The 21,955-nt window shown below is 65.3% G+C and carries 16 protein-coding genes and 1 riboswitch; of the genes, 13 read left to right on the forward strand and 3 right to left on the reverse strand.

Translation table 11 applies throughout. The features are described from left to right. Positions 1-76 precede the first annotated feature (76 nt). Positions 77-1,720 carry an acyl-CoA synthetase gene (locus FNJ84_RS10570; RefSeq protein WP_143793102.1) on the forward strand — a complete coding sequence of 548 codons (1,644 nt, stop codon included), beginning with the start codon at positions 77-79 and terminating at the stop codon, positions 1,718-1,720. A 21-nt stretch (positions 1,721-1,741) separates the two neighbouring features. Here FNJ84_RS10570 and FNJ84_RS10575 read toward each other — a convergent pair whose 3' ends face one another. Then, positions 1,742-2,440: a cyclic nucleotide-binding domain-containing protein gene (locus tag FNJ84_RS10575; RefSeq protein ID WP_143793103.1), complete on the reverse strand. Its 699-nt coding sequence runs from the start codon at positions 2,438-2,440 to the stop codon at positions 1,742-1,744. Between the two features lie 255 nt (positions 2,441-2,695). Between FNJ84_RS10575 and FNJ84_RS10580 the strand changes: the two genes are divergently transcribed. The 7 genes from FNJ84_RS10580 to FNJ84_RS10610 all read left to right on the forward strand — a co-directional run bounded on the left by FNJ84_RS10580 (position 2,696) and on the right by FNJ84_RS10610 (position 13,618). Next, a complete protein-coding gene (locus FNJ84_RS10580) occupies positions 2,696-5,455 on the forward strand; it encodes an MFS transporter (protein ID WP_143793104.1) in 2,760 nt (919 codons plus the stop codon). A 73-nt stretch (positions 5,456-5,528) separates the two neighbouring features. Then, on the forward strand, positions 5,529-9,266 hold the full coding sequence (locus FNJ84_RS10585; protein WP_143793105.1) for a nitrate reductase subunit alpha: 3,738 nt from the start codon (positions 5,529-5,531) through the stop codon (positions 9,264-9,266). Next, positions 9,263-10,786 carry a nitrate reductase subunit beta gene (narH, locus tag FNJ84_RS10590; RefSeq protein ID WP_143793106.1) on the forward strand — a complete coding sequence of 508 codons (1,524 nt, stop codon included), beginning with the start codon at positions 9,263-9,265 and terminating at the stop codon, positions 10,784-10,786. Before FNJ84_RS10585 ends, narH begins: the two co-directional genes overlap by 4 nt. Beyond that, positions 10,786-11,508, forward strand: coding sequence for a nitrate reductase molybdenum cofactor assembly chaperone (gene narJ, locus FNJ84_RS10595; RefSeq protein WP_143793107.1), 723 nt, complete (start codon positions 10,786-10,788; stop codon positions 11,506-11,508). The genes narH and narJ overlap by 1 nt, the downstream gene beginning before the upstream one ends. 13 nt (positions 11,509-11,521) lie before the next feature. Beyond that, positions 11,522-12,235, forward strand: coding sequence for a respiratory nitrate reductase subunit gamma (gene narI / locus FNJ84_RS10600; protein WP_143793108.1), 714 nt, complete (start codon positions 11,522-11,524; stop codon positions 12,233-12,235). Positions 12,236-12,239: 4 nt separating this feature from the next. Beyond that, positions 12,240-13,040: a peptidylprolyl isomerase gene (locus FNJ84_RS10605; protein ID WP_143793109.1), complete on the forward strand. Its 801-nt coding sequence runs from the start codon at positions 12,240-12,242 to the stop codon at positions 13,038-13,040. A gap of 14 nt (positions 13,041-13,054) precedes the next feature. Next, complete coding sequence (locus tag FNJ84_RS10610) at positions 13,055-13,618, forward strand: hemerythrin domain-containing protein (RefSeq protein ID WP_143793110.1); 564 nt, start codon at positions 13,055-13,057, stop codon at positions 13,616-13,618. Positions 13,619-13,631: 13 nt separating this feature from the next. Here the strand turns inward: FNJ84_RS10610 and larB are convergent, their stop codons facing one another. Together larB and FNJ84_RS10620 are read right to left on the reverse strand one after the other, a co-directional pair. Next, on the reverse strand, positions 13,632-14,258 hold the full coding sequence (gene larB, locus FNJ84_RS10615) for a nickel pincer cofactor biosynthesis protein LarB (protein WP_143793111.1): 627 nt from the start codon (positions 14,256-14,258) through the stop codon (positions 13,632-13,634). A gap of 52 nt (positions 14,259-14,310) precedes the next feature. Beyond that, the gene (locus FNJ84_RS10620; protein WP_255471165.1) at positions 14,311-15,174 is read right to left on the reverse strand and encodes an adenine nucleotide alpha hydrolase; all 864 of its coding nucleotides are present in this window, start codon (positions 15,172-15,174) and stop codon (positions 14,311-14,313) included. 111 nt (positions 15,175-15,285) lie between these two features. Continuing rightward, positions 15,286-15,478, forward strand: a riboswitch (cobalamin riboswitch). Positions 15,479-15,579: 101 nt separating this feature from the next. Here FNJ84_RS10620 and FNJ84_RS10625 point away from each other — a divergent pair. The 5 genes from FNJ84_RS10625 to FNJ84_RS10645 are packed head-to-tail and all read left to right on the forward strand — an operon-like array spanning position 15,580 to position 21,954. Next, positions 15,580-15,942, forward strand: a complete 363-nt coding sequence (locus FNJ84_RS10625) for a DUF1636 domain-containing protein (RefSeq protein ID WP_143793112.1) — start codon at positions 15,580-15,582, stop codon at positions 15,940-15,942. A 3-nt stretch (positions 15,943-15,945) separates the two neighbouring features. Further along, positions 15,946-16,992, forward strand: a complete 1,047-nt coding sequence (gene cobW, locus FNJ84_RS10630; protein WP_143793113.1) for a cobalamin biosynthesis protein CobW — start codon at positions 15,946-15,948, stop codon at positions 16,990-16,992. Then, positions 16,992-20,225 (forward strand): cobaltochelatase subunit CobN, encoded by a 3,234-nt coding sequence (gene cobN / locus FNJ84_RS10635; protein WP_143793114.1) that lies wholly within the window; start codon positions 16,992-16,994, stop codon positions 20,223-20,225. The genes cobW and cobN overlap by 1 nt, the downstream gene beginning before the upstream one ends. Further along, positions 20,222-21,325 carry a precorrin-3B synthase gene (gene cobG / locus FNJ84_RS10640; protein ID WP_143793115.1) on the forward strand — a complete coding sequence of 368 codons (1,104 nt, stop codon included), beginning with the start codon at positions 20,222-20,224 and terminating at the stop codon, positions 21,323-21,325. Before cobN ends, cobG begins: the two co-directional genes overlap by 4 nt. Further along, positions 21,325-21,954: a precorrin-8X methylmutase gene (locus FNJ84_RS10645; RefSeq protein ID WP_143793116.1), complete on the forward strand. Its 630-nt coding sequence runs from the start codon at positions 21,325-21,327 to the stop codon at positions 21,952-21,954. Before cobG ends, FNJ84_RS10645 begins: the two co-directional genes overlap by 1 nt. The last annotated feature ends 1 nt before the right edge of the window (position 21,955 follow it).

Genomic DNA, 21,955 nt, shown 5'->3' on the forward strand with positions numbered 1-21,955 from the left:
CGGCAAATACGCGCGCCGCGCCGTTTGCTATGCTTGCCTCGCGGCCGATTCGGGCAGGGTAGGGAAGGGAAGGCAGATGACAGATACCACTGATATCTATGCGCTTGGTCTTGACGCCAATGCGGCGAATTTCGCGCAGCTGTCGCCATTGTCCTTCATCGCGCGGACGGCAGCGATCTATCCCGACCTGCCCGCCATCAGCTATGGCCATATCCGCCGCAACTGGGCCGAAACCTATGCCCGCACCCGCCGTCTTGCCAGCGCGCTGAGCCGGCGCGGCATCGGCAAGGGGGATACGGTGTCGATCATCGCCGCCAATATCCCCGAAATGTTCGAGGCGCATTTCGGCGTGCCCATGTCGGGCGCGGTTCTGAACACCATCAACACCAGGCTTGATGCCGAAACCATCGCCTTCATCCTGAACCATGCCGAGGCGCAGGTGCTGCTGGTCGACCCGGAATTTGCCGACCTGGTCGAACGCGCCGTCGGGATAGCCCATCGCCCCGACATGCTGATCGTCGATATCGAGGATGCCAGTTTCGATGGCGGCCGCCCGATCGGCAGCCTGACCTGGGACGGCCTGCTGGCCGAGGGCGACCCGGATTTCGTCTGGTCGCTGCCCGGCAGCGAATGGGACGCGATCAGTCTGAACTATACCTCGGGCACGACGGGCGATCCCAAGGGCGTGGTCTATCACCATCGAGGCGCGCTGCTGAACGCGATGTCGAATATCGTCACCTGGGACATGGCGCAGCATTCGCGCTATCTGTGGACGCTGCCGATGTTTCACTGCAACGGCTGGTGCTTTCCCTGGACCATTGCCGCCAATGCCGGGCTGTGCGTCTGCCTGCGGGCGGTTCGGGCCGAGCCGATATTCCAGCTGATCCGCGACGAGAAGGTGACCCATTTCTGCGGCGCGCCGATCATTCTGAATATGCTGGTCAACGCACCCGAGGCGCTGAAGGACTTCACCCACGAGGTCAAGGTGATGACCGCCGGCGCCCCGCCCCCCGCCGCTGTCATCGCCAATATGGAGGCGATGGGCGTCGACGTCACCCATGTCTATGGGCTGACGGAAACCTATGGCCCCTCGGTGGTCAGCCCGTGGCAGTCGAAATGGGACAGTCTGGACGCCGATGCCCGCGCGCGTCTGAAGGCGCGGCAGGGCGTTCCGAACATCGCGCTGGAAGGGCTGATGGTCGCCGATCCCGAAACGCTGGATCCCGTGCCCCATGACGGCCAGACCATCGGCGAGATCTTCATGCGCGGCAATGTCGTCATGAAGGGCTATCTGAAAAACCCCTCGGCCACGGAAAAGGCCTTTCGCGGCGGCTGGTTCGCCTCGGGCGATCTGGGGGTGATGCATCCCGATGGCTATATCGAGATCAAGGACCGGTCCAAGGACATCATCATCTCGGGCGGCGAGAACATCTCATCCGTCGAGGTCGAGGACGTGCTGTATCGCCATCCCGGTGTGCTGGAGGCCGCCGTCGTCGCTCGTCCCGACGAGACCTGGGGTGAAACCCCCTGTGCCTTTGTCACGCCCAAGGCGGGGCAGGTTCTAACCGCCGAAGGGATGACCGATTTCTGCCGGCAGCACATGGCCCGGTTCAAGGTGCCCAAGACCTTTGTTTTCGACGACCTGCCCAAGACCTCGACAGGGAAGATCCAGAAATTCCTGCTGCGCGACCGGGCAAGGGCCTTGGGCGACAAGGGCTGATCGGGGCGCGGGGCCGCCCGGCTAGACCGAATAATCGTCGATCAGCCGGTCAGGCTTGGCAAAGCGTTCGATCCGCGGCTGATCGGCGATGGTGATGCGCGCGCCATCGACCTCGACGCCGTAATCTTGAAGGCTTTTGAACGCGCGGCTCAGGTTTTCCGGCGTCATCCCCAGAAACGAGGCCAGCCGTCGCTTGTCATAGGGCAGCTGAAAGGCCGTGCGCCCGCCCGCGCGGTGCTGTTCGCGGATCAGGTAATTGGCCAGCCGTTCCAGCGAACTGCGCAGTTTCAGATCCTTGGTGTTCTTGATGACGGCGCGATAGCATTGCGCCAATTCGCTGACGATGGCGCGGGCAAATCCAAGATCCATGTCGAAGGCGGTGCGAATATCCTGGCTGGGGATCAGCACGACCCGGCTTTTTTCCAATGTGCGCGCCGACATCAGATAGGGCGAGTTGCGGACCGTCGCGGCAAGAATGAAGGTCGATACGGGCCGCACCGTCGCCATGCTGGTCTCGCGCCCGTTCCAGGTCGAGAACAGTTCGACCGAGCCGGTCAGCACGATATGCAGAAAATCGCTGAGATCGCCCTCCTGGATCAGCTCGATCCTGGGCGGAAAGGTCTGCACATAAGAGGCGCGCATCAGCGTTTCGAAATGTTCATCCGCCATGGCGCAGAACAAATCCAGGTCACGGACATCCGATAGCTGCGCTTCCGCCATGTTGTCAGAAATTCCTGCACTGGATGTCGTCCAAAGGATGTCAACACCGCACTTGATAAATGTCAAGGCATGACTTTTCCGCTGTCACCCATCGGTTTGATTCCGCCCATCTGAATGCATGACAAATTTCTGTAAGTCATTTATTTCTAACAATTATTTTCGAATTATGTTATCCGCCGGGTCGCAATGATCAGGGGCATTCGGTGACGGGGACATCCGGCCGGGTTCCGCTGAAACGCTCTCGGAGGCAAAGCCATGCAGACAGCAGCCACAGCCTCGCGCGCCGATCAGAACCGGGCGCTCGGGCTGAGCACCATCGCCTTCACCGCCTGTTTCGCGGTCTGGACGATCTTTTCCATCATCGGCGTCGCGATCAAATCCGAACTGGGCCTGACCGAATTCCAGTTCGGCCTTCTGGTCGCCACGCCGATTCTGACCGGCTCGGTCACGCGCCTGTTTCTGGGCGTCTGGACCGAACGCTATGGCGGTCGCATCGTCTTTTCGGCGCAGATGATCCTGACCGCGCTGGCGACCTGGGCGCTGACGCTGGCCGACACCTATATTTCATACCTGATCGCCGCGCTTGGCGTCGGGTTGGCGGGCGGGTCGTTCATTATCGGCGTGGCCTATGTGTCGCGCTGGTATGATGCCGCCCATCAGGGCACCGCGCTTGGGATTTTCGGCGCGGGCAATGTCGGCGCGGCGGTGACGAAATTCGTGGCCCCCTTCGTCATGGTCGCCTATGGCTGGCACGGGGTCGCCTATGCCTGGGCCGCGGGGCTGGCGCTGATGGGTGTGGCTTTCTTCCTGTTTGCCAAGGACGATCCGAAACTGGTCGAGCGGCGGCAGAAAGGCATTCGCGCGCCTTCCTTTGCCGAACAGTTCGCGCCGCTGAAGAACCTTCAGGTCTGGCGCTTCTCGCTGTATTATTTCTTTGTTTTCGGGGCCTTCGTGGCGCTGGCGCTGTGGTTGCCGCATTACCTGATCGACGTCTATGGCGTCGATGTGAAAACAGCAGGCATGGCGGCGGCCTCTTTCAGCCTGTCGGCCAGCCTGTTCCGCGCCTATGGCGGCCATCTCAGCGACAAGTTCGGCGCGCGGACGGTCATGTACTGGACCTTCGGCTTTTCGATGATCCTGCTGTTCATGCTGTCCTATCCGCCGACGGATTACATCATTCAGGGCAAGGACGGGCTGATCTCGTTCTCGACCTCGATGGGGCTGTGGCCCTTTGTCGCGCTGCTGTTCGCACTGGGTTTCTTCATGAGCCTGGGCAAGGCGGCCGTGTTCAAGCATATCCCGGTCTATTACCCCGATCACGTGGGCGCCGTCGGCGGTCTGGTCGGCATGATCGGGGGCCTGGGCGGCTTTGTCCTGCCCATGGCGTTCGGCGCGCTGCTGGACCTGACGGGGATTTACACGTCCTGTTTCGCGCTTTTGTTCGTGCTGGTCACGGTGGCGCTTGGCTGGATGCACCTGTCGGTGCGCGCGATGGAACGCAAGGTGCATGGCGAGGCCTTGGACCAGTTGCCGGCCCTGCCCGAAATGCAAGAGATCCACGATCCCGCGCGCACCGCCATGCCGCGCGTGCTGGAGGATTGGCGCCCCGAAGATCCGCAATTCTGGGCGGAAAAGGGCCGCAGGATCGCAAGGCGCAACCTGTGGATTTCGATTCCGGCACTGCTTCTGGCCTTTGCCGTCTGGATGGTCTGGTCGATGGTCGTGGCGCAATTGCCGGTGATCGGGTTCCAGTTCTCGACCGGGCAACTGTTCTGGCTGGCGGCGCTGCCGGGTCTGTCGGGCGCGACACTGCGCATCTTCTACAGCTTCATGGTGCCGATCTTTGGCGGGCGGCTGTGGACGACGCTGTCGACCGCCTCGCTGCTGCTGCCAGCGATGGGGATCGGCTATGCCGTGCAGAACCCCGATACGCCCTATCTGATCTTTCTGACTCTGGCGCTTCTTTGCGGGTTTGGCGGCGGGAACTTTGCCTCGTCCATGGCCAATATCGCCTTCTTCTTCCCCAAGGCGGAAAAGGGCAATGCGCTGGCGCTGAATGCGGGGCTGGGCAATCTGGGCGTCTCGGTCATGCAATTCCTGGTGCCGATCGTCGTCACTGCGGGCGTGTTCGGCGCCATGGGCGGGGCGCCGCAGGAACTGACTGCGGGCGGTCAGCTGTGGATGCAGAATGCCGGTTTCGTCTGGGTGCCCTTCATCCTGATCGCCACGGCCGCCGCCTGGCTGGGGATGAACGACATCGCCGACGCGCGGGCCAGTTTCCGCGAACAGGCGATCATCTTCAGCCGCAAGCATAACTGGCTGATGTGCATCCTCTATACCGGCACATTCGGCAGTTTCATCGGCTTTTCGGCGGGCTTCCCCCTGCTGACCAAACTTGCCTTCCCCGAGGTCGACGCGCTGCGATATGTGTTCATCGGGCCGTTTGTCGGCGCGTTTAGCCGGGCGGGAACGGGCTGGGTCAGCGACCGCTTTGGTGGCGGGCGGGTCACCTTCTGGACCTTTGGCGCCATGATCGTGGCGACATTCGGGGTGATCGCGGCGCTTGGCGCGGGCAGCTTCCTGGCCTTTTTCGCGGGTTTCATCGCGCTGTTCTTCCTGACCGGCGTTGGCAATGCCTCGACCTTCCAGATGATCCCCGCGATCATGGGGCGCGAGGTGCCGCGGCTGATGCCCGGTCTGGATGCTGACGCAACCCGCCGCCAGGCCGAGCGTGAAAGCGCCGCGATCATCGCCTTTACCTCGGCGATCGCCGCCTATGGCGCCTTCTTCATCCCCAAGGCCTATGGCACCTCGATCGCCTGGACCGGCGGGCCAGTGGCCGCGCTGTGGGGCTTCCTGGGCTTCTATGTGATCTGCCTGGCGCTGACCTGGGCCTATTACACGCGCCCCGGCGGGCTGTTGCACGCATTAGAGCGCGGCAAGGCGGGCAATCTCGCCGCATCCGCCGCATCCGCCGCATCCGGCGCGGCCAGCCCCGCCAGCCCGGCCCGATAACGACCGACGCGATGGGTGCGGGCGGTCACGACGATCGCCCGCATCCCGGATCAACACTGAAAAGGATAGCGATATGAGCCATCTGCTGGACCGGCTGAACTTTCTTCAGCCAAAACAACTGGGGACCTTCTCGGACGGTTACGGCCAGGTCACGCGCGAGAACCGTGACTGGGAGGACAGCTACCGCAACCGCTGGCGTCACGACAAGATCGTGCGCTCGACCCATGGGGTGAACTGCACCGGGTCATGTTCGTGGAAGATCTATGTCAAATCCGGCATCGTGACATGGGAAACCCAGCAGACCGACTATCCGCGCACGCGCCCCGACCTGCCCAATCACGAACCGCGCGGCTGCGCGCGCGGCGCATCCTACAGCTGGTATCTGTATTCCGCGAACCGGGTGAAGAACCCGCTGGTGCGTGGCCGGCTGATGAAGGCCTGGCGGCGGATGCGGGCCACCATGTCGCCGATTGACGCATGGACGGCGATCCAGAACGATCCGATCCTGCGCGCATCCTATGTCGAGACGCGCGGCAAGGGCGGTTTCGTTCGTGCCACCTGGGACGAGGCGACCGAGATCACGGCGGCGGCCAATGCCTATACCGCCAAGACCTATGGCCCCGATCGCGTGTTCGGCTTTTCACCGATCCCGGCCATGTCGATGATTTCCTATGCTGCTGGCTCTCGCTATCTCAGTCTGCTGGGCGGCGTCTGCATGAGTTTTTATGACTGGTATTGCGATCTGCCGCCGGCCTCGCCGATGACATGGGGCGAACAGACCGATGTGCCCGAAAGCGCCGATTGGTATAATTCGGGCTATCTGCTGATCTGGGGTTCGAACGTGCCACAGACCCGTACGCCGGATGCGCATTTCTATACCGAGGTGCGCTACAAGGGCACGAAATCCGCCGTCATCTGCCCCGACTATTCCGAGGCCGCCAAGTTTGGCGATGTCTGGCTGAACGTGAAGCAGGGCACCGATGCGGCGCTGGCCATGGCGTTCGGCCATGTCATCCTGCGCGAATTTCATCTGGACCAGCAGATCCCCTATTTCGAGGAATACTGCCGCAAATACTCCGACTTCCCGATGCTGGTGCGGCTGGACGAACAGGATGGCCGCCTGATCCCCGGCCGTTTCCTGCGCGCATCCGATCTGGATGGCGGCCTGGGCGAGGATAACAACCCCGACTGGAAGACCGTGGCCGTTGACGAGATTTCGGGCGGCTATGTCGCGCCCAACGGCTCTATCGGGTTCCGTTGGGGCCAGCAGGGCGAATGGAATCTGGAAGAACGCGCCGCCGATGCCGAAACCAAGCTGAAAATGACGCTGGTGATGGAGGAAGATCACGACGATATTCTGGGCGTCGATTTCCCCTATTTCGGTGCACAGGCGACCCCCGCATTCTCGACCGGCGATGCCCGGCCGGGTGTGCTGACCCGGAATATCCCGGTTCGGCGGATCAAGCTGGCGGATGGGGCTGAGGTGGCCGTGGCCACGGTATTCGACCTGTTCTGCGCCAATTACGGGCTGGATCGTGGGCTGGGTGGCGATTGGGTTGCATCCGAATATTCCGAGGATGTGCCGGGCACGCCGGCATGGGCCGAAAAGATCACCGGCGTTTCGGCCGACAAGATCATCCATGTCGCCCGCGAGTTCGCGCAGAACGCCGAGAAGACGCAGGGCCGCTCGATGATCATCATTGGCGCGGCGATGAACCACTGGTTCCACATGGACATGAATTATCGCGGCGTCATCAACATGCTGGTGATGTGCGGTTGCGTCGGCCAGTCGGGCGGGGGCTGGGCGCATTATGTCGGTCAGGAAAAGCTGCGCCCGCAGACGGGCTGGCTGCCCTTGGCTTTCGCGCTGGACTGGAACCGCCCGCCACGGCACATGAATTCCACCTCTGCCTGGTATGCCCATTCCGATCAGTGGCGCTATGAGACGGTCGCGGCGGATGAGCTAGTATCGCCCACTGCGCCCAGTGGCGATTGGGACATTTCGCTGATCGACTATAACATTCAGGCTGAACGGATGGGCTGGCTGCCCTCGGCGCCGCAGTTGAAGACCAACCCGCTGGAGGTTGCCCACTTTGCCAAGGCGGCCGGGAAAGAGCCGGCCGAATACGTGACCGAGCAGTTGAAATCGGGCGGCTTGCAGATGTCCTGCGAAGACCCGGACGACCCGGCCAACTGGCCGCGCAACTTGTTTGTCTGGCGGTCCAACCTGTTGGGATCGTCGGGCAAGGGGCATGAGTATTTCCTGCGTCACCTGCTGGGCACCGATGACGGCGTGATGGGCCGCGATCTGGGCGAAGAGGGGCGGCAACTGCCCAAAGAGGCGCGCTGGCACGAGAAAGGGGCGCGCGGCAAGCTGGACCTGCTGGTCACCATCGACTTCCGCATGTCGACCACCTGCGTCTATTCCGACATCGTGCTGCCCACGGCCAGCTGGTATGAAAAGGACGATCTGAACACCTCGGACATGCATCCGTTCATCCACCCGCTGCAAGCGGCGGTTGATCCGGCATACGAGTCCCGATCAGACTGGGAAATCTTCAAATCCATCGCGAAGAAGTTCCAGGAAATCGTTCCCGGCTATCTGGGCGAAGAAACCGATATCGTCGCCCTGCCGATCCTGCACGACACCCCGGCCGAGATCGCGCAGGATCAGGTGCTGGATTGGAAAAAGGGCGAATGCGATCTGATTCCCGGCAAGACCGCGCCGAATTTCATCGCGGTTCAGCGGGACTATGGCGCGATCTATGATCGTTTTACCGCGCTTGGGCCGTTACTGGACAAGCTGGGCAATGGCGGCAAGGGCATAGGCTGGAACACCGAAAAGGAAATCGCCGCACTGGGCGATCTGAACGGTGTGCGTCGCGATGGCGCGGCCAAGGGGCGCCCTGTCATCGACAGCGCCATCGACGCGGCCGAGGTGGTGCTGATGCTGGCGCCTGAAACCAATGGCGATGTCGCGGTCAAGGCCTGGCAGGCGCTTGGCAAATTCACCGGCCGCGATCACGTGCACCTGGCCGAGGGCGAGCATCACCAGAAGATCCGCTTTCGCGATATCGCCGCGCAGCCGCGAAAGATCATCTCGTCCCCCACATGGTCGGGCATCGAAAGCGAGAAGGTCAGCTATAATGCGGGCTATACCAACGTGCATGAACTGATCCCGTGGCGCACCCTGACGGGGCGGCAGCAGCTGTATCAGGATCATCTGTGGATGCGGGTGTTTGGCGAGGGTTTCGTGGCCTATCGCCCGCCACTGGACCTGAAGGCCATTACCGATGCGGTTCATACCGACAAGGACCGCCCGCATGTGGTGCTGAACTTCCTGACGCCGCATCAGAAATGGGGCATCCACTCGACCTATACCGACAACCTGCTGATGCTGACGCTGAATCGCGGCGGCCCGGTGATCTGGATGTCCGAACGGGACGCGCAAAAGGCCGGGATCGTCGATAATGACTGGGTCGAACTTTACAACGCGAATGGCGCCCTGACGGCGCGGGCCGTGGTGTCGCAGCGGATCAAAGAGGGCTCGACCTTCATGTATCACGCGCAGGAAAAGATCGTGAACACGCCCGGTTCCGAAAAGACCGGCAAGCGCGGCGGCATCCACAATTCGGTGACCCGCGTGGTGCTGAAACCTACCCATATGATCGGCGGCTATGCCCATCAATCCTACGGCTTCAACTATTACGGCACCGTGGGTTCGAACCGGGACGAATTCGTCGTCGTCAGGAAAATGAACAAGGTCGACTGGCTCGATCGCGAAGCGACCCCGAAGGAGGCAGCGGAATGAAGATACGTGCGCAAATCGGCATGGTGCTGAACCTGGACAAATGCATCGGCTGCCATACCTGTTCAGTGACCTGCAAGAACGTCTGGACCAGCCGCGACGGCGTTGAATATGCATGGTTCAACAATGTCGAATCCAAGCCCGGCACCGGCTATCCGACCGATTGGGAAAATCAGGATCGCTGGCGCGGTGGCTGGGAACGCACCCGCTCGGGCAAGCTGCAACCCCGGCAGGGCGGCAAGTGGCGGATTCTGGCGAATATCTTTGCAAATCCCGACCTGCCCGAGATCGACGATTATTATGAACCCTTCGATTTCGACTATGACCACCTGAAATCCGCGCCCGAGATGGAGGCCTTTCCGACCGCCCGCCCGCGTTCCAAGATCAGCGGCGAGCGGATCGAGAAGATCGAGAAAGGCCCGAACTGGGACGAAATCCTTGGCGGCGAATTTTCCAAGCGGTCGCAGGACTACAATTTCGAGGGCGTCGAAAAGCAGATCTATGGTGAATACGAAAACACCTTCATGATGTATCTGCCGCGTCTGTGCGAACATTGCCTTAACCCGGCCTGTGCCGCCAGTTGCCCCTCGGGCGCGATCTATAAGCGCGAAGAGGACGGCATCGTCCTGATAGACCAGGAAAAATGCCGGGGCTGGCGGATGTGCGTGTCGGGCTGCCCCTATAAAAAGGTTTATTACAACTGGTCGACCGGCAAATCGGAAAAATGCACCCTGTGCTATCCGCGCATCGAAAGCGGTAACCCGACGGTCTGTTCGGAAACCTGCGTCGGGCGCATCCGCTATATCGGGGTGATCCTGTATGACGCCGACCGCATCGAAGAGGCGGCGAATGCGGCCGAGGTCATGGACCTTTATGATGCGCAGCTTGGCGTTTTCATGGACCCGAACGACCCGCAGGTGATCGCCGCCGCGCGTGCCGATGGTGTGCCCGAGGATTGGATCAAGGCCGCGCAGGACAGCCCGATCTGGAAGATGGCGATGGAGTGGAAGCTGGCATTCCCGCTGCATCCAGAATACCGGACGCTGCCGATGGTGTGGTATATCCCGCCGCTGTCGCCCATCCAGAACGCCGCGCAGGCCGGTGCCATCGGCATGGACGGCGCCATGCCCGATGTGCGCAATCTGCGCATTCCGCTGCGCTATCTGGCGAATATGCTGACGGCAGGGGACGAGGCGCCGATTGCCACCGCGCTGGAACGCATGCTGGCCATGCGGGCCTATATGCGGTCGAAGACGGTCGAGGGCGTGATTGACGAAGGCATCGCCGAACGGGTGGGCCTGTCGGGCGCGGTGATCGAGGATATGTATCGCATCCTCGCGCTGGCCGATTACGAGGATCGCTTTGTCATCCCGACCACCCATCGCGAACAGGTCGAAGAGGCTTACGACCTGCGCGGCGGCTGCGGCTTTACCGATGGCAATGGCTGCTCGACCGGCATGTCCAAGGGCTCGCTTTTCGGCGGCTCGAAACGTCCGCTGAAAATGCCCGAGGAGGTGCGCTGATGACCCTGCAAACCCAAGACCGCACGCTGAAGGCGCTGTCTCTGCTGCTGTGTTATCCCACGCCAGCCTTGCAGGATGCCATGCCCGAGATCGGCGGCGTGCTGGCCGCCGAGACGCGGCTGACCGCAGCCACCCGGCGGGCGTTGCGCCCGCTGGTTCAGGAACTTGGCCAGGGCGATCCCTATGACTTGCAGGAACGGTTCGTGATGCTGTTCGACCGTTCGCGCACCTTGTCGCTGAACCTGTTCGAACATGTTCATGGCGAAAGCCGGGACCGGGGCGGGGCGATGGTGTCGCTGCTGGAAACCTATCGCGAGGCGGGTTTCGAGCCGGTGACAACCGAACTGCCCGACCATCTGCCGGTGCTGCTGGAGTTTCTGTCGACCCAGCCAAAGGCCGAGGCGCAGGAAATTCTGGCCGATGCCGCGCCCATTCTAGAGGCGCTGCGCACCCGGCTGGAACGCCGCGAAAGTGCCTATGCGGCGGTGCCGGCGGCGCTGTTGCAACTGGCCGGGGTCAGTGCCGACAAGCAGGCCGTGGCCGAACTGCTGGACCAGCCCGAGACCGATCCCAACGATTTGCAGGCGCTGGACGAGGTCTGGCAGGAAAGCGAGGTCATCTTTGGCCCCGATCCCAATGCCGGCTGCCCGCAGATGCGCGACATGCTGTCGCGCATGGACCAACCGATCAGCCCCGCCCCGCGCGGCGTGGTGGCAGAGTGAAGGGAGGCATCAGATGAACCATTTCCTGTTCGGCATCTATCCCTATATCGCGCTTGGCGTGGGGATCATGGGGACCATTGCGCGCTATGAACGCGATCCCTTCACCTGGAAATCATCCTCCTCGCAATTGCTGAGGCGGCGGCAACTGGTCATCGGCTCGGTGCTGTTTCATGTTGGCGTTCTGGTTATCTTCTTCGGCCATCTGGTCGGCCTGCTGACGCCGATCTGGGTCTTTGACATGCTTGGCGTCAGCCATGGCGCGAAACAGATTCTGGCGGTCGTCGCCGGCGGCATTGCCGGTGTGATGGCGCTGATCGGCGGGGGGATGCTGTTCCATCGCCGCTGGACCGACCCGCGCATCCGGCGCAATTCCAGCTTCTGGGACATCGCCATTCTGGGCCTGCTTCTGGCGCAGCTTGTGCTGGGGCTGCTGACGATCTTTGTCTCGCTGCAACATCTGGATGGCGGGGAAATGGTCAGGTTCATGGCCTGGGCGCAGGGCATCTTTACCTTCGACCCGGCGGCATCGGATTACGTCGCGGATGTGGCGCTGATCTTCAAGCTGCACATCTTTCTGGGGCTGACGATCATCCTGGTCTTTCCGTTCACGCGGCTGGTCCACATGATCTCGGCCCCGATCCGCTATCTGTGGCGGCCGGGTTATCAGGTGGTGCGCTCGCGTCGGCAGGAACCGCTGGCCGACCGCTCGGCCCGGCAGGGGAAATAGCGCGATGGCCCATCATCCGCTGTTTCCCGATCTGGTGGTGAACGGTCAGGCGGTCCCGCAGGCGCTGGTGGCGGCCGAAACCCAGCACCACCCCGCGCCCAAAGGCAAGCCCGGCATCGCCTGGCGCAAGGCCGCCAATGCCATGGCGATCCGCACCCTGCTGCTGCAAGAGGCCGACCGGCGCGGCATCATCGCCGATCCCGCGCAACTGGCGCCGGGCCGCCACGAAACCGATGACGAGGCGCGGATTCGCGCCCTGCTGGAAGCGGCCGTCACGGTCACGCGCCCCTCCGAGGACGAGATCCGCGCCGAATGGGCGCGCGATCCCGACCGGTTCCGCGCCCCGCCTCTGTGGGAGGTTTCGCATATCCTGTGCGCCTGCGATCCGCGCGACGATGCGGCAAGCGCGGCCGCACAGGCGCGCGCGCTGGATCTGACGCGCCAGGCGCTGGCCGATCCGGCGGGGTTTGCCCGGCTGGCGGCCACGGCGTCCGATTGCGGATCGAAATCGGCGGGGGGGGCGCTTGGGCAGCTTGGTCCCGGCGACACCGTGCCCGAGTTCGAATCCGCCTTGCGTGCTCTGGCTGAGAGGCAGATCACCCCCGAGCCGGTTCTGACCCGGCATGGCTGGCATGTCATCCGCATGGACGGTCTGGCGAGGGGCAGGGTGCTACCCTATGAAACGGTCCGTGACCGGCTGGCCGACGCGATCGAGAAGCTGGCCTGGGCGCGGGCTGCGCGTCAATTTGTTGCGCAACTGGTTGACGAAGCACGGATCAACGGCGCAGATTTGGGGCCTGCCTGACGAGGAGGTAGCAGGTGACAATCCAGCGTGCCAACGAAAGGACCGCCCTTGACGATCTGGCCCCGACAGATCTGCGGCTGCTTGCGGACCCGCTGGAATTCATCAAGGTCGATCACATCCACATGCGCGCCGTCTGCATCGCGATGGAACAGGTCGCGGCCAGCGACAGTCCCGATCCGCAGGTCGTGGCGGCGCTGGTCGGTTTTCTCGACCGGGAACTGGCCCTGCTGATCGTCGATGAGGATGTCGACCTGCACGATCTGCTGCTGGCCCGCTGTCTGCCCGAGGACGAGATCGAGCCGACGCTGGACAGGGTCGAGGCCGAGCATCAGGCCCTGTCCGACATGATCCCCGACATGCTGGCGATGTTCACGTCGCTGCATGCCGCACAGCGAGCCGCCAGTCCCGATGAGGCAGCTCTGATCCAGCGTTTCTCGGCGCTGCTCAGGCGGCATGTCATGATCGAGAATGCCGTTGTGCTGCCTTTTGCGCGGGCGCGGCTTGATCAGGATGATCTGGCCCTGTTGCGCGACAGCATGGCCGCCCGCCGGGGTGCGAATGGGGCAAGGGCAGGCTGACCCGCCGCGCATATCAGCCGATGATTTTACAGGCCGCCGCCGCCGCACCAAAGCCATTGCCGATATTGACTGCCAGCACCCCCGGCGCACAGCTGGCCAGCGCCGCCGTCAGTGCCGCCTGTCCCCCGGCCGAAACGCCATAGCCCACCGGCGAGGGCACCGCGATCACCACCCCCGGCACCAGCCCGGCCAGTGCGGAAAACAGCGCGCCCTCCATCCCTGCCACGGCGATCAGGACGCGGAACCGCGCCAGTTCCTCGGCCGCATCCATCAGCCGCCACAGGCCGGCCACGCCGATATCGGCAAAGACCGGCGCCGCGATGCCGTGAAAGGCCAGTGCGCGGCGCGCCTCTTCCACTACGGGCATATCCGAGGTGCCGGCCGATACCAGCGCGACCTGATCGCTGCGCAGTTCCGCCTGCGGCCAGCCGCCGAACACGGCGGTGCGTGACAGCGGGCAGTAATCCAGCGCGAAATCGCCCGCCAGCGCGTCATGGGCGGGGGCGGTCAGCCGGGTCAGGAACAGTCGTGCCTGCCGGTCGCGGGCCTGCGTCAGGATGGCGCGGATATGGTCGGGGGTCTTGCCTTCGCAAAACACCGCCTCGGGGATGCCGGTGCGGGCCCTGCGCTGCCAGTCCATGCGAATGGCGGGGTCCGGGGGGCCGGCAGGGCCGGGGGCAGGGGCAGAGGGGTCAGCCATGCAGGAAGGCCGATCCGCGACGATAGGGGACGATCGACAGCAGCGACCGGCCGGCATTGTCGCAAAGCTGTTGGGCCGTGGTTGCAAGCCGCTGGTAAAGTGCGGCATCGGCGATCAGCGCCTCGGACAGTTCCAGCCTGATCCCCCGCGCAACCACCCGACAGCGCAGCGTTTTTCCGGGCGCCATCTGCGTCAGCGCCCGCTCGACCTGTTCGACAAAGCCCAGATCCTCGGGCGTGACGGTCAGCCCGGTCTCGATCCGGCTGGCAAGGCAGGGCTGGGCGGGCAGTTCGGCAATATCGTCCAGCCCGAACTGGCGGGCCATGGCGCGGATATCGGCCTTGGTCATGCCGGCCTCGACAAAGGGATGGCAAACGCGGCGCTCGCTGGCGGCCTGAAGGCCGGGCCGATAGTCACCCAGATCGTCCAGATTGGCGCCTGACGCGATGGTGCCGGGCACCGATGCGGCAATCCGGTCATACAGGTTGGACTTGCAGAAATAACAGCGATTGACCGGGTTGCGCAGATAGTCGGGATCGGCGAATTCCCCGGCCTCCAGCACAAGCAGATGCCAGCCGTGACGCCGGGCGTGGTCGCGCACGCGGGCTGTGGCCTCGGCCGGGACGGCGGGCGAGACGGCATGGCAGACCGTCACCCCGTCGCCCACTGGCGGCAGGCAATGGGCTGCATGGGCCAGCGTCATGCTGTCGACCCCGCCACTGACCGCAAGCACCAGCCGGTCATGCCGGGCCAGCACGGCGCGCAGCCGATCTTGCGGGTGGTCCTGCCCTGTTGCCTTCATCCCAGACTTGTCCCTGCGGTTTCTGCCGGTCACGATGGTCGCAAACGCCGCCATGATCAAGGCCGGGGCGGGAAGGGCAGGGGGCGGAACGGCGCCTTGCGCCAATGCCCGCGCGATATTCCCCCGGCGCCTGTCGCTTCCGCTTGACAAGCGGGGGGTGGCTGCCTCAGGTGAGGGCGCGCTGGTTCCTGTCCCATGGCAGGCGAAGAGGGAATGCAAAAGGGCCGAAAGACCCCGAAGCAGCCGCCCCCGCGACCGTGACCGGAGAGGTCGCCCGATGCCACTGGCAAATGCCGGGAAGGTGGGCCGACCGTTTGATCCGCAAGCCGGGAGACCTGCCAGCGCATGATGTTTACGGGCGGACGGGGTGATCCGCGACCGGCAGGCAAGATGTCGGCTGCGTTGCCCCCTCTTGTCCGTCTGGCCCCTGACCCCGAAAGCCATCAGGGAAGGGCCGCGATGCGCGCGATCTTGCATGTCTGCACCACCTGCCGCGGGGTCTCGGGCGAGGCCGCCGAGCCGCGTCCGGGTGCGCTGTTGCATGACGCGCTGGCGGGCGGTGATCTGCCCGAAGGTGTGGAACTGCGCCCGGTCGAATGCCTGTCGGCCTGTTCGCAGGGCTGTTCCGTCGCCTTATCCGCGCCGGGCAAGTGGTCCTATGTCTATGGCCGCCTTGGCCCCGATGATGCCGCCGACATCCTGACCGGCGCCGCCGCCTATGCCGCCGCCCCTGACGGGCTGGTTCCCTGGCGCGAGCGCCCCACCATTTTCCGCAAGCAAAGCCTTGCCCGCATCCCGCCATTCAGCATCCCGCAGGAGTGATCCATGACCGATCTCACGAAAATCCCCGTCACCGTCATCACCGGCTTTCTGGGCTCGGGGAAAACCACGCTGATCCGGCATCTGATGGCCAATCCGCAGGGCAAGCGGCTGGCGGTTCTGGTCAATGAATTCGGCACCGTGGGCGTGGATGGCGAGATCCTGAAAAGCTGCGCCGATGAAAGCTGCCCGGCGGAAAATATCCTCGAACTCTCGAACGGCTGCATCTGCTGCACGGTCGCCGATGACTTCATCCCGACGCTGGAACGGCTGATGGCCATGCCCCGCAAACCCGATCATATCCTGATCGAGACCTCGGGTCTGGCCCTGCCCAAGCCCTTGCTCAAGGCGTTCGACTGGCCCGCGATCCGTTCGCGCATCACCGTCGACGGGGTGATCGCGCTGGCCGATGCCGAGGCCGTGGCGGCAGGCCGTTTCGCCCCGGACGAGGCCGCCGTTCAGGCGCAGCGCGAGGCAGATGACAGCCTCGACCACGAAACGCCGCTGTCCGAGGTGTTCGAGGATCAGATCGCCTGCGCCGATGTGGTGCTGCTGACCAAGGCCGATCTGGTCGACCAGGCCGCGCTGGACGCCGCCCGCGCCGCGATCGAGGCCGAGGCCCCGCGCCCCCTGCCGATCCTGCCCGTGACCGAAGGCGCGGTCGATCCGCGCGTGATCCTTGGCCTTGGCGCGGCGGCCGAGGATGATCTGGACGCCCGCCCCAGCCATCACGACGGCGCGGACGATCACGAGCACGAGGATTTCGACACCGTCGTCATCGACCTGCCCGAGATTGACAGCCCCGCCACGCTGGTCACCGCCATCGAGCGGCTGGCCCGCGAACAGAACATCCTGCGGGTCAAGGGCTATGTCGCCGTCGCGGGCAAGCCCATGCGCCTGCTGGTTCAGGCCGTGGGCGCGCGGGTGCGGCATCAATATGACCGGCCATGGGGCAGCCAGCCGCGCATCTCGCAACTGGTGGTCATCGCCGAGCATGACGATATCGACGCGGGCGCCATCCGCGCCGTGCTGACCGACAGCGTGCCCGCCTGATGCATCTGATCTTCCGCGAAAGTCACGGTCTGGACGAGACCGACACACCCTATGATCCCGGCCAGACGCCCGCGGATCTGGTGGTGCTGTCGTTTTCCGACAGCGACCTTGGCGCTTTCGCGGCGGGTTGGCGGCGGGCGGCGGGCGGCCTGCCCACGCTGCGGCTGTGCAATCTGGTGGCGCTGCGCCATCCGGTCTCGGTCGACAATTACCTTGAGACCACGCTGGCGGGCGCGAAAGCCATCCTGATCCGCCTGATCGGGGGCGAGGCCTATTGGCCCTATGGTCTGGCCTCGATTCAGGATCTCGCGCGGCGCAGGGGGATCGCGCTTGCGGTATTGCCGGGCGATGGGCGCGTCGATGAACGGCTGGATCAGGTTTCCACCCTGCCGGTGGCCCTCTTGCGCGAACTGGCGGCGCTTTGCGACAGCGGCGGGGCGGTGGCGGCGCAGGCCGCGCTGGCGCTGATGGCGCAGGTGACGGGTCTGCCTGCGGCGCCGGTTCCGGGGCAGGCCGCGCTGCCGGATTGGGGGTTCTATGATCCCGAGGCGGGCGTGATCGACGCCCCGCCGCCCGGCCCGCTGGCGCTGGTCAGCTTCTATCGCAGCTATCTGACCGCCGCCGATACCGGCCCCGTCGACGCGCTGATCCATGCCCTGCGGGCGCAGGGGATGGCCGCTTGCGGCGTATTTGCGCCCTCGCTGAAGGCCGCCGGTTTCGCCGATTGGCTGGCGGGCGCGCTGCCCCAGCCCCCCGCCGCCATCGTCAATGCCACCGGCTTCTCGGTCCGCTCTGACATCGGCCAGACGCCCTTTGACCGCTACGGCTGCCCGGTCTTTCAGGTCGCACTATCCACCAATCGCCGCCGCGAATGGGCGGGGTCCGAACGTGGGCTGTCCCCGTCTGACCTCGCCATGCATGTGGTTCTGCCCGAGGTTGATGGCCGCATCTTCGCCGGGGTTGCCAGCTTCAAATCCCCCGAACCGCGCGATCCGGCCCTGCAATTCAGCCGCTTCGCCCATCGCGCCGATCCCGACTGCACCCTTGCCATCACCGCCCGCGTCGCCGCCTGGCACCGGCTGGCCACCACGCCCACGGCGGAACGTCAGGTGGCGCTGGTCCTATCGACCTATCCGGGGCGCGAGTGGCAAATGGCCCATGCGGTCGGCCTCGACGCGCCGGCCTCGGGCGATGCGGTGGCGCGGATGCTGGCGGATCAGGGCTATGACGTGCCGCCCGGTCCCGACGCCGCCGCGCTGGTGACGGAGCGCATCGACTGGCCGCTGGCCGAGTATCTGGCCGCGTTGCAGACCCTGCCTGCGCGCCTTCGCGAAGACCTGATCCTCGCATGGGGTGCCCCCGAAACCGAACCTGTCGTGAAGGGCGGCAGCTTCCGCTTTGCCGCCATCCGGCGCGGCAATCTGTTGCTGGCCCTGCAACCCGAACGCAGCCATCACACCGACCGCGCCGATATCTATCACGACCTGACCCGCGTGCCGCGTCATGCCTATGTCGCCTTCTACCTGTGGCTCCGCACGCAGCGCCTGCACGCGCTGATCCATATGGGCGCGCATGGCACGCTGGAATGGCTGCCGGGCAAATCCGTGGCGCTGTCGGGCACCTGCTGGCCTCAGGCACTGACTGGCGCCTTGCCCGTCATCTATCCCTTCATCGTCAACGATCCCGGCGAGGCCGCGCAGGCCAAGCGCCGCATCGGCGCGGTGACGCTTGGCCACCTGCCGCCGCCGATGACGCAGGCCGCGACGCCCACGAACATGGCGCATCTGGAACGCCTGCTGGATGAATACTCCACCGCTGACGGGCTTGATCCCGCCCGCCGCGACCGCCTGATCGCCGCCATCCGCGACGAGGCGCAGGGCGCGGGGGTCGAGGCTGATCTGGGCATTCCGCGCGAGGCATCAGCCGCCGAGGCGATCACCCGCATCGACCGCTTCGTCTGCGATATCAAGGAAAGCCAGTTCGGCGAGGGGCTGCATGTCTTTGGCGCGGGTGCCTGCGGGGCGCAGGAGGCCGAGGGCCTGCTGACGGCACTGGCCGGGCGGTTCGTCACCCCCGGCCCCTCGGGTTCACCGGCGCGGGGGCGCGGCGATGTGCTGCCCACGGGCCGCAACCTTTTCAGCGTCGATCCCCGCGCCGTGCCGACGCCTGCCGCCCATGCCCAAGGCGTGAAACTGGCCGAGGAACTGCTGCGCCGCCACCTTCAGGATCACGGCGACTGGCCGCGCGGGCTGGTCGTCGATCTGTGGGGCAGCGCCACCATGCGCACGGCGGGCGAGGAATTTGCCATGGCCCTGCATCTGGCGGGGCTGAAACCGATCTGGGATGCCGGCTCGGGCCGCGTCTCGGGGGTCGAGGTGGTCCCGCTGCCGCTGCTGAACCGCCCACGCATCGACGTGACCCTGCGCGTTTCCGGCCTGTTCCGCGACATATTCCCGGTGCTGGCGCAGCTGTTCGAGACCGGGGCCGAGGCCCTTGCCGCGCGCGAGGAAGACCCCGCCGACAACCCCTATGTGACCCGCAGCCCCCGCGTTTTCGGACCCGAGCCGGGGCAATACGGGCTGGGCATGGGCATCGCCGCCCAGACCTTTACCGAGACCTCGCGGCGGCAGGCGGGCGAGGCCTGGCTGAATGCCTCTGGCTGGGCCATCGGGCGCGACGGGGCCGTGCAGCCGGATCGCGCGGCGTTGGAGGCTCGGTTGGCCCGCGCCGACAGTTTCGTCCATGCCCAAGACCTGCCCGAAAGCGATCTGCTGCTGGCCGGCGACTATGCCGCGCATGAGGCCGGTTTCGCCGCCGCCATGGCCCGGATCGGGGCCGAGGCGCCCGCGCTTTATCACCTCGACGCGACCCAGCCCGACCGCCCCCGTGCCCGGACCCTGACCGAGGAAATCGCCCGCACCCTGCGCGCCCGCGCCGCTGATCCGCGTTGGGCCGATGCCATGGCGAACCACGGCTATCGCGGCGCGGCGGAAATCGCGGCGACGCTGGATCATCTGGCGGCCTTCGCCCATCTGGCGCAGGTGGTGCCGCCGCATCTGTTCGACCTTTATCACGATGCCACGCTTGGCCGCCCCAAGATCGTCGCTTTCATGGCTGACGCGAACCCCGCCGCCCTGGCCGCCATGCGCGATCTGTTCCGCCGTCTGGCCGAGTCGGGGCTGTGGTCCACCCGCCGCAACTCGATCGCGGCAAGCCTGGGGGGCGAGGCATGAGCGTGGTCAAGGGATGGTGCCCCGGCGCGCTGCAGCCGATGGAGTCAGGCGATGGCTGGGTGGTGCGGGTGCGCCCGCGCGGCGGACGGCTGAGCATGGCGCAGGCGGCAGGGATCGCGCAGGCGGCAGAGCATCATGGCAACGGTCTGATCGACCTGACGGGCCGCGCCAATCTGCAATTGCGCGGGGTGACGCCAGCGACCCATGCGCCGCTGATCACCGACCTGCGGCGGCTCGATCTGATCGACGCTGACATCGCGACCGAAACCCGCCGCAATATCATCGTCACCCCCTTCGCCGACATCGAAACCGACCGGCTTGCCACCACGCTGGAAGCCGCCCTTGCCGTCAGCACCCTGACCCTGCCCGCGAAATTCGGCTTTGCCGTCGATACCGGCCCCGCCCCGGTCCTGACCCAGACCCCCGCCGATATCCGCATCGAACGCGCCGCCGATGGCCACCTGCTGCTGCGCGCCGATGGCATGGCGACGGGCCAGCCGCTGACCGATATGGCCTGCGCGCTGGACCTCGCCGCGTGGTTCCTGTCCCGTGGCGTCACCGATGGCCGGGGCCGCATGGCGGCGCTGATCGCCCGTGGCACCACGCCGCCCGCCTCGCTGTCCCCCGCCGTCGCCGCGCCGATCCCCGGCCCCGGCCCGGTGCCGCAAGGTATGCTGGTGGCGCTGGAATTCGGTCAGGCCGGTGCCGCGACCCTGACCGCGCTGGCCGCCCTCGGCCCGATCCGCCTGACGCCATGGCGGATGCTGCTGATCGAGGGGCTGCATGCCGCCCCCGACCTGCCCGGCCTGATCCTCGACCCCGCCGATCCGCGCCTGCGCCTGCGCGCCTGCACTGGCGCGCCCGGCTGCCCGCAGGCCCATGCGGCGACCCGGCCCCTTGCGCGCAGCCTTGCCGCACAGGTGCCAAAGGGCGCGGTCCTGCATGTCTCGGGCTGCGCCAAGGGCTGCGGCTGGCCGCATCCGGCGACCGTCACCCTGACCGCCACATCCCAAGGTTTCGACCTGATCCGGGGCGGCCGCGCCCATGACATTCCCCAGCTTCGCGGCCTGCCCGCCGCCCGCCTGCCAGAGGTTCTGTAATGCCCTATGATTACGAAAAGGACGGCGCCGCGATCTATCGCCAGTCCTTCGCCACCATCCGCGCCGAGGCCGATCTGGCCCGTTTCAACCCCGACGAGGAACCCGTTGTCGTGCGCATGATCCATGCAGCCGGTCTGGTCGGGCTGGAGCGTGACGTGCGCTTCACCCCCGGCATGGCCACGGCGGCTCGGGCGGCGCTGGTGGCCGGCGCCCCGATCCTCTGCGATGCGCGGATGGTCAGCGAAGGCATCACCCGCCCGCGCCTGCCTGCGGATAACGCCGTCATCTGCACCCTTCACGACCCGCGCATTCCGGGTCTCGCGCGCGAAATGGGCAATACCCGATCCGCCGCCGCGTTGGAGCTGTGGCGCCCGCATCTGGCCGGTGCGGTGGTCGCCATAGGCAATGCCCCGACCGCGCTGTTTCACCTGCTGAACATGCTGGAGGACCCGGCCTGCCCCCGCCCTGCCGCGATCATCGGCTGCCCGGTGGGTTTCGTCGGCGCGGCGGAATCCAAGGATGCGCTGATGATGGCCGCGCCGGTTCCCTCGCTGATCGTTCAGGGGCGGCTTGGGGGATCAGCCATCACCGTCGCCGCCGTCAATGCGCTGGCCAGCCGGAAGGAATAGG

The sequence above is a fragment of the Paracoccus sp. M683 genome (assembly GCF_007096355.1).
Lineage (GTDB): Bacteria > Pseudomonadota > Alphaproteobacteria > Rhodobacterales > Rhodobacteraceae > Paracoccus.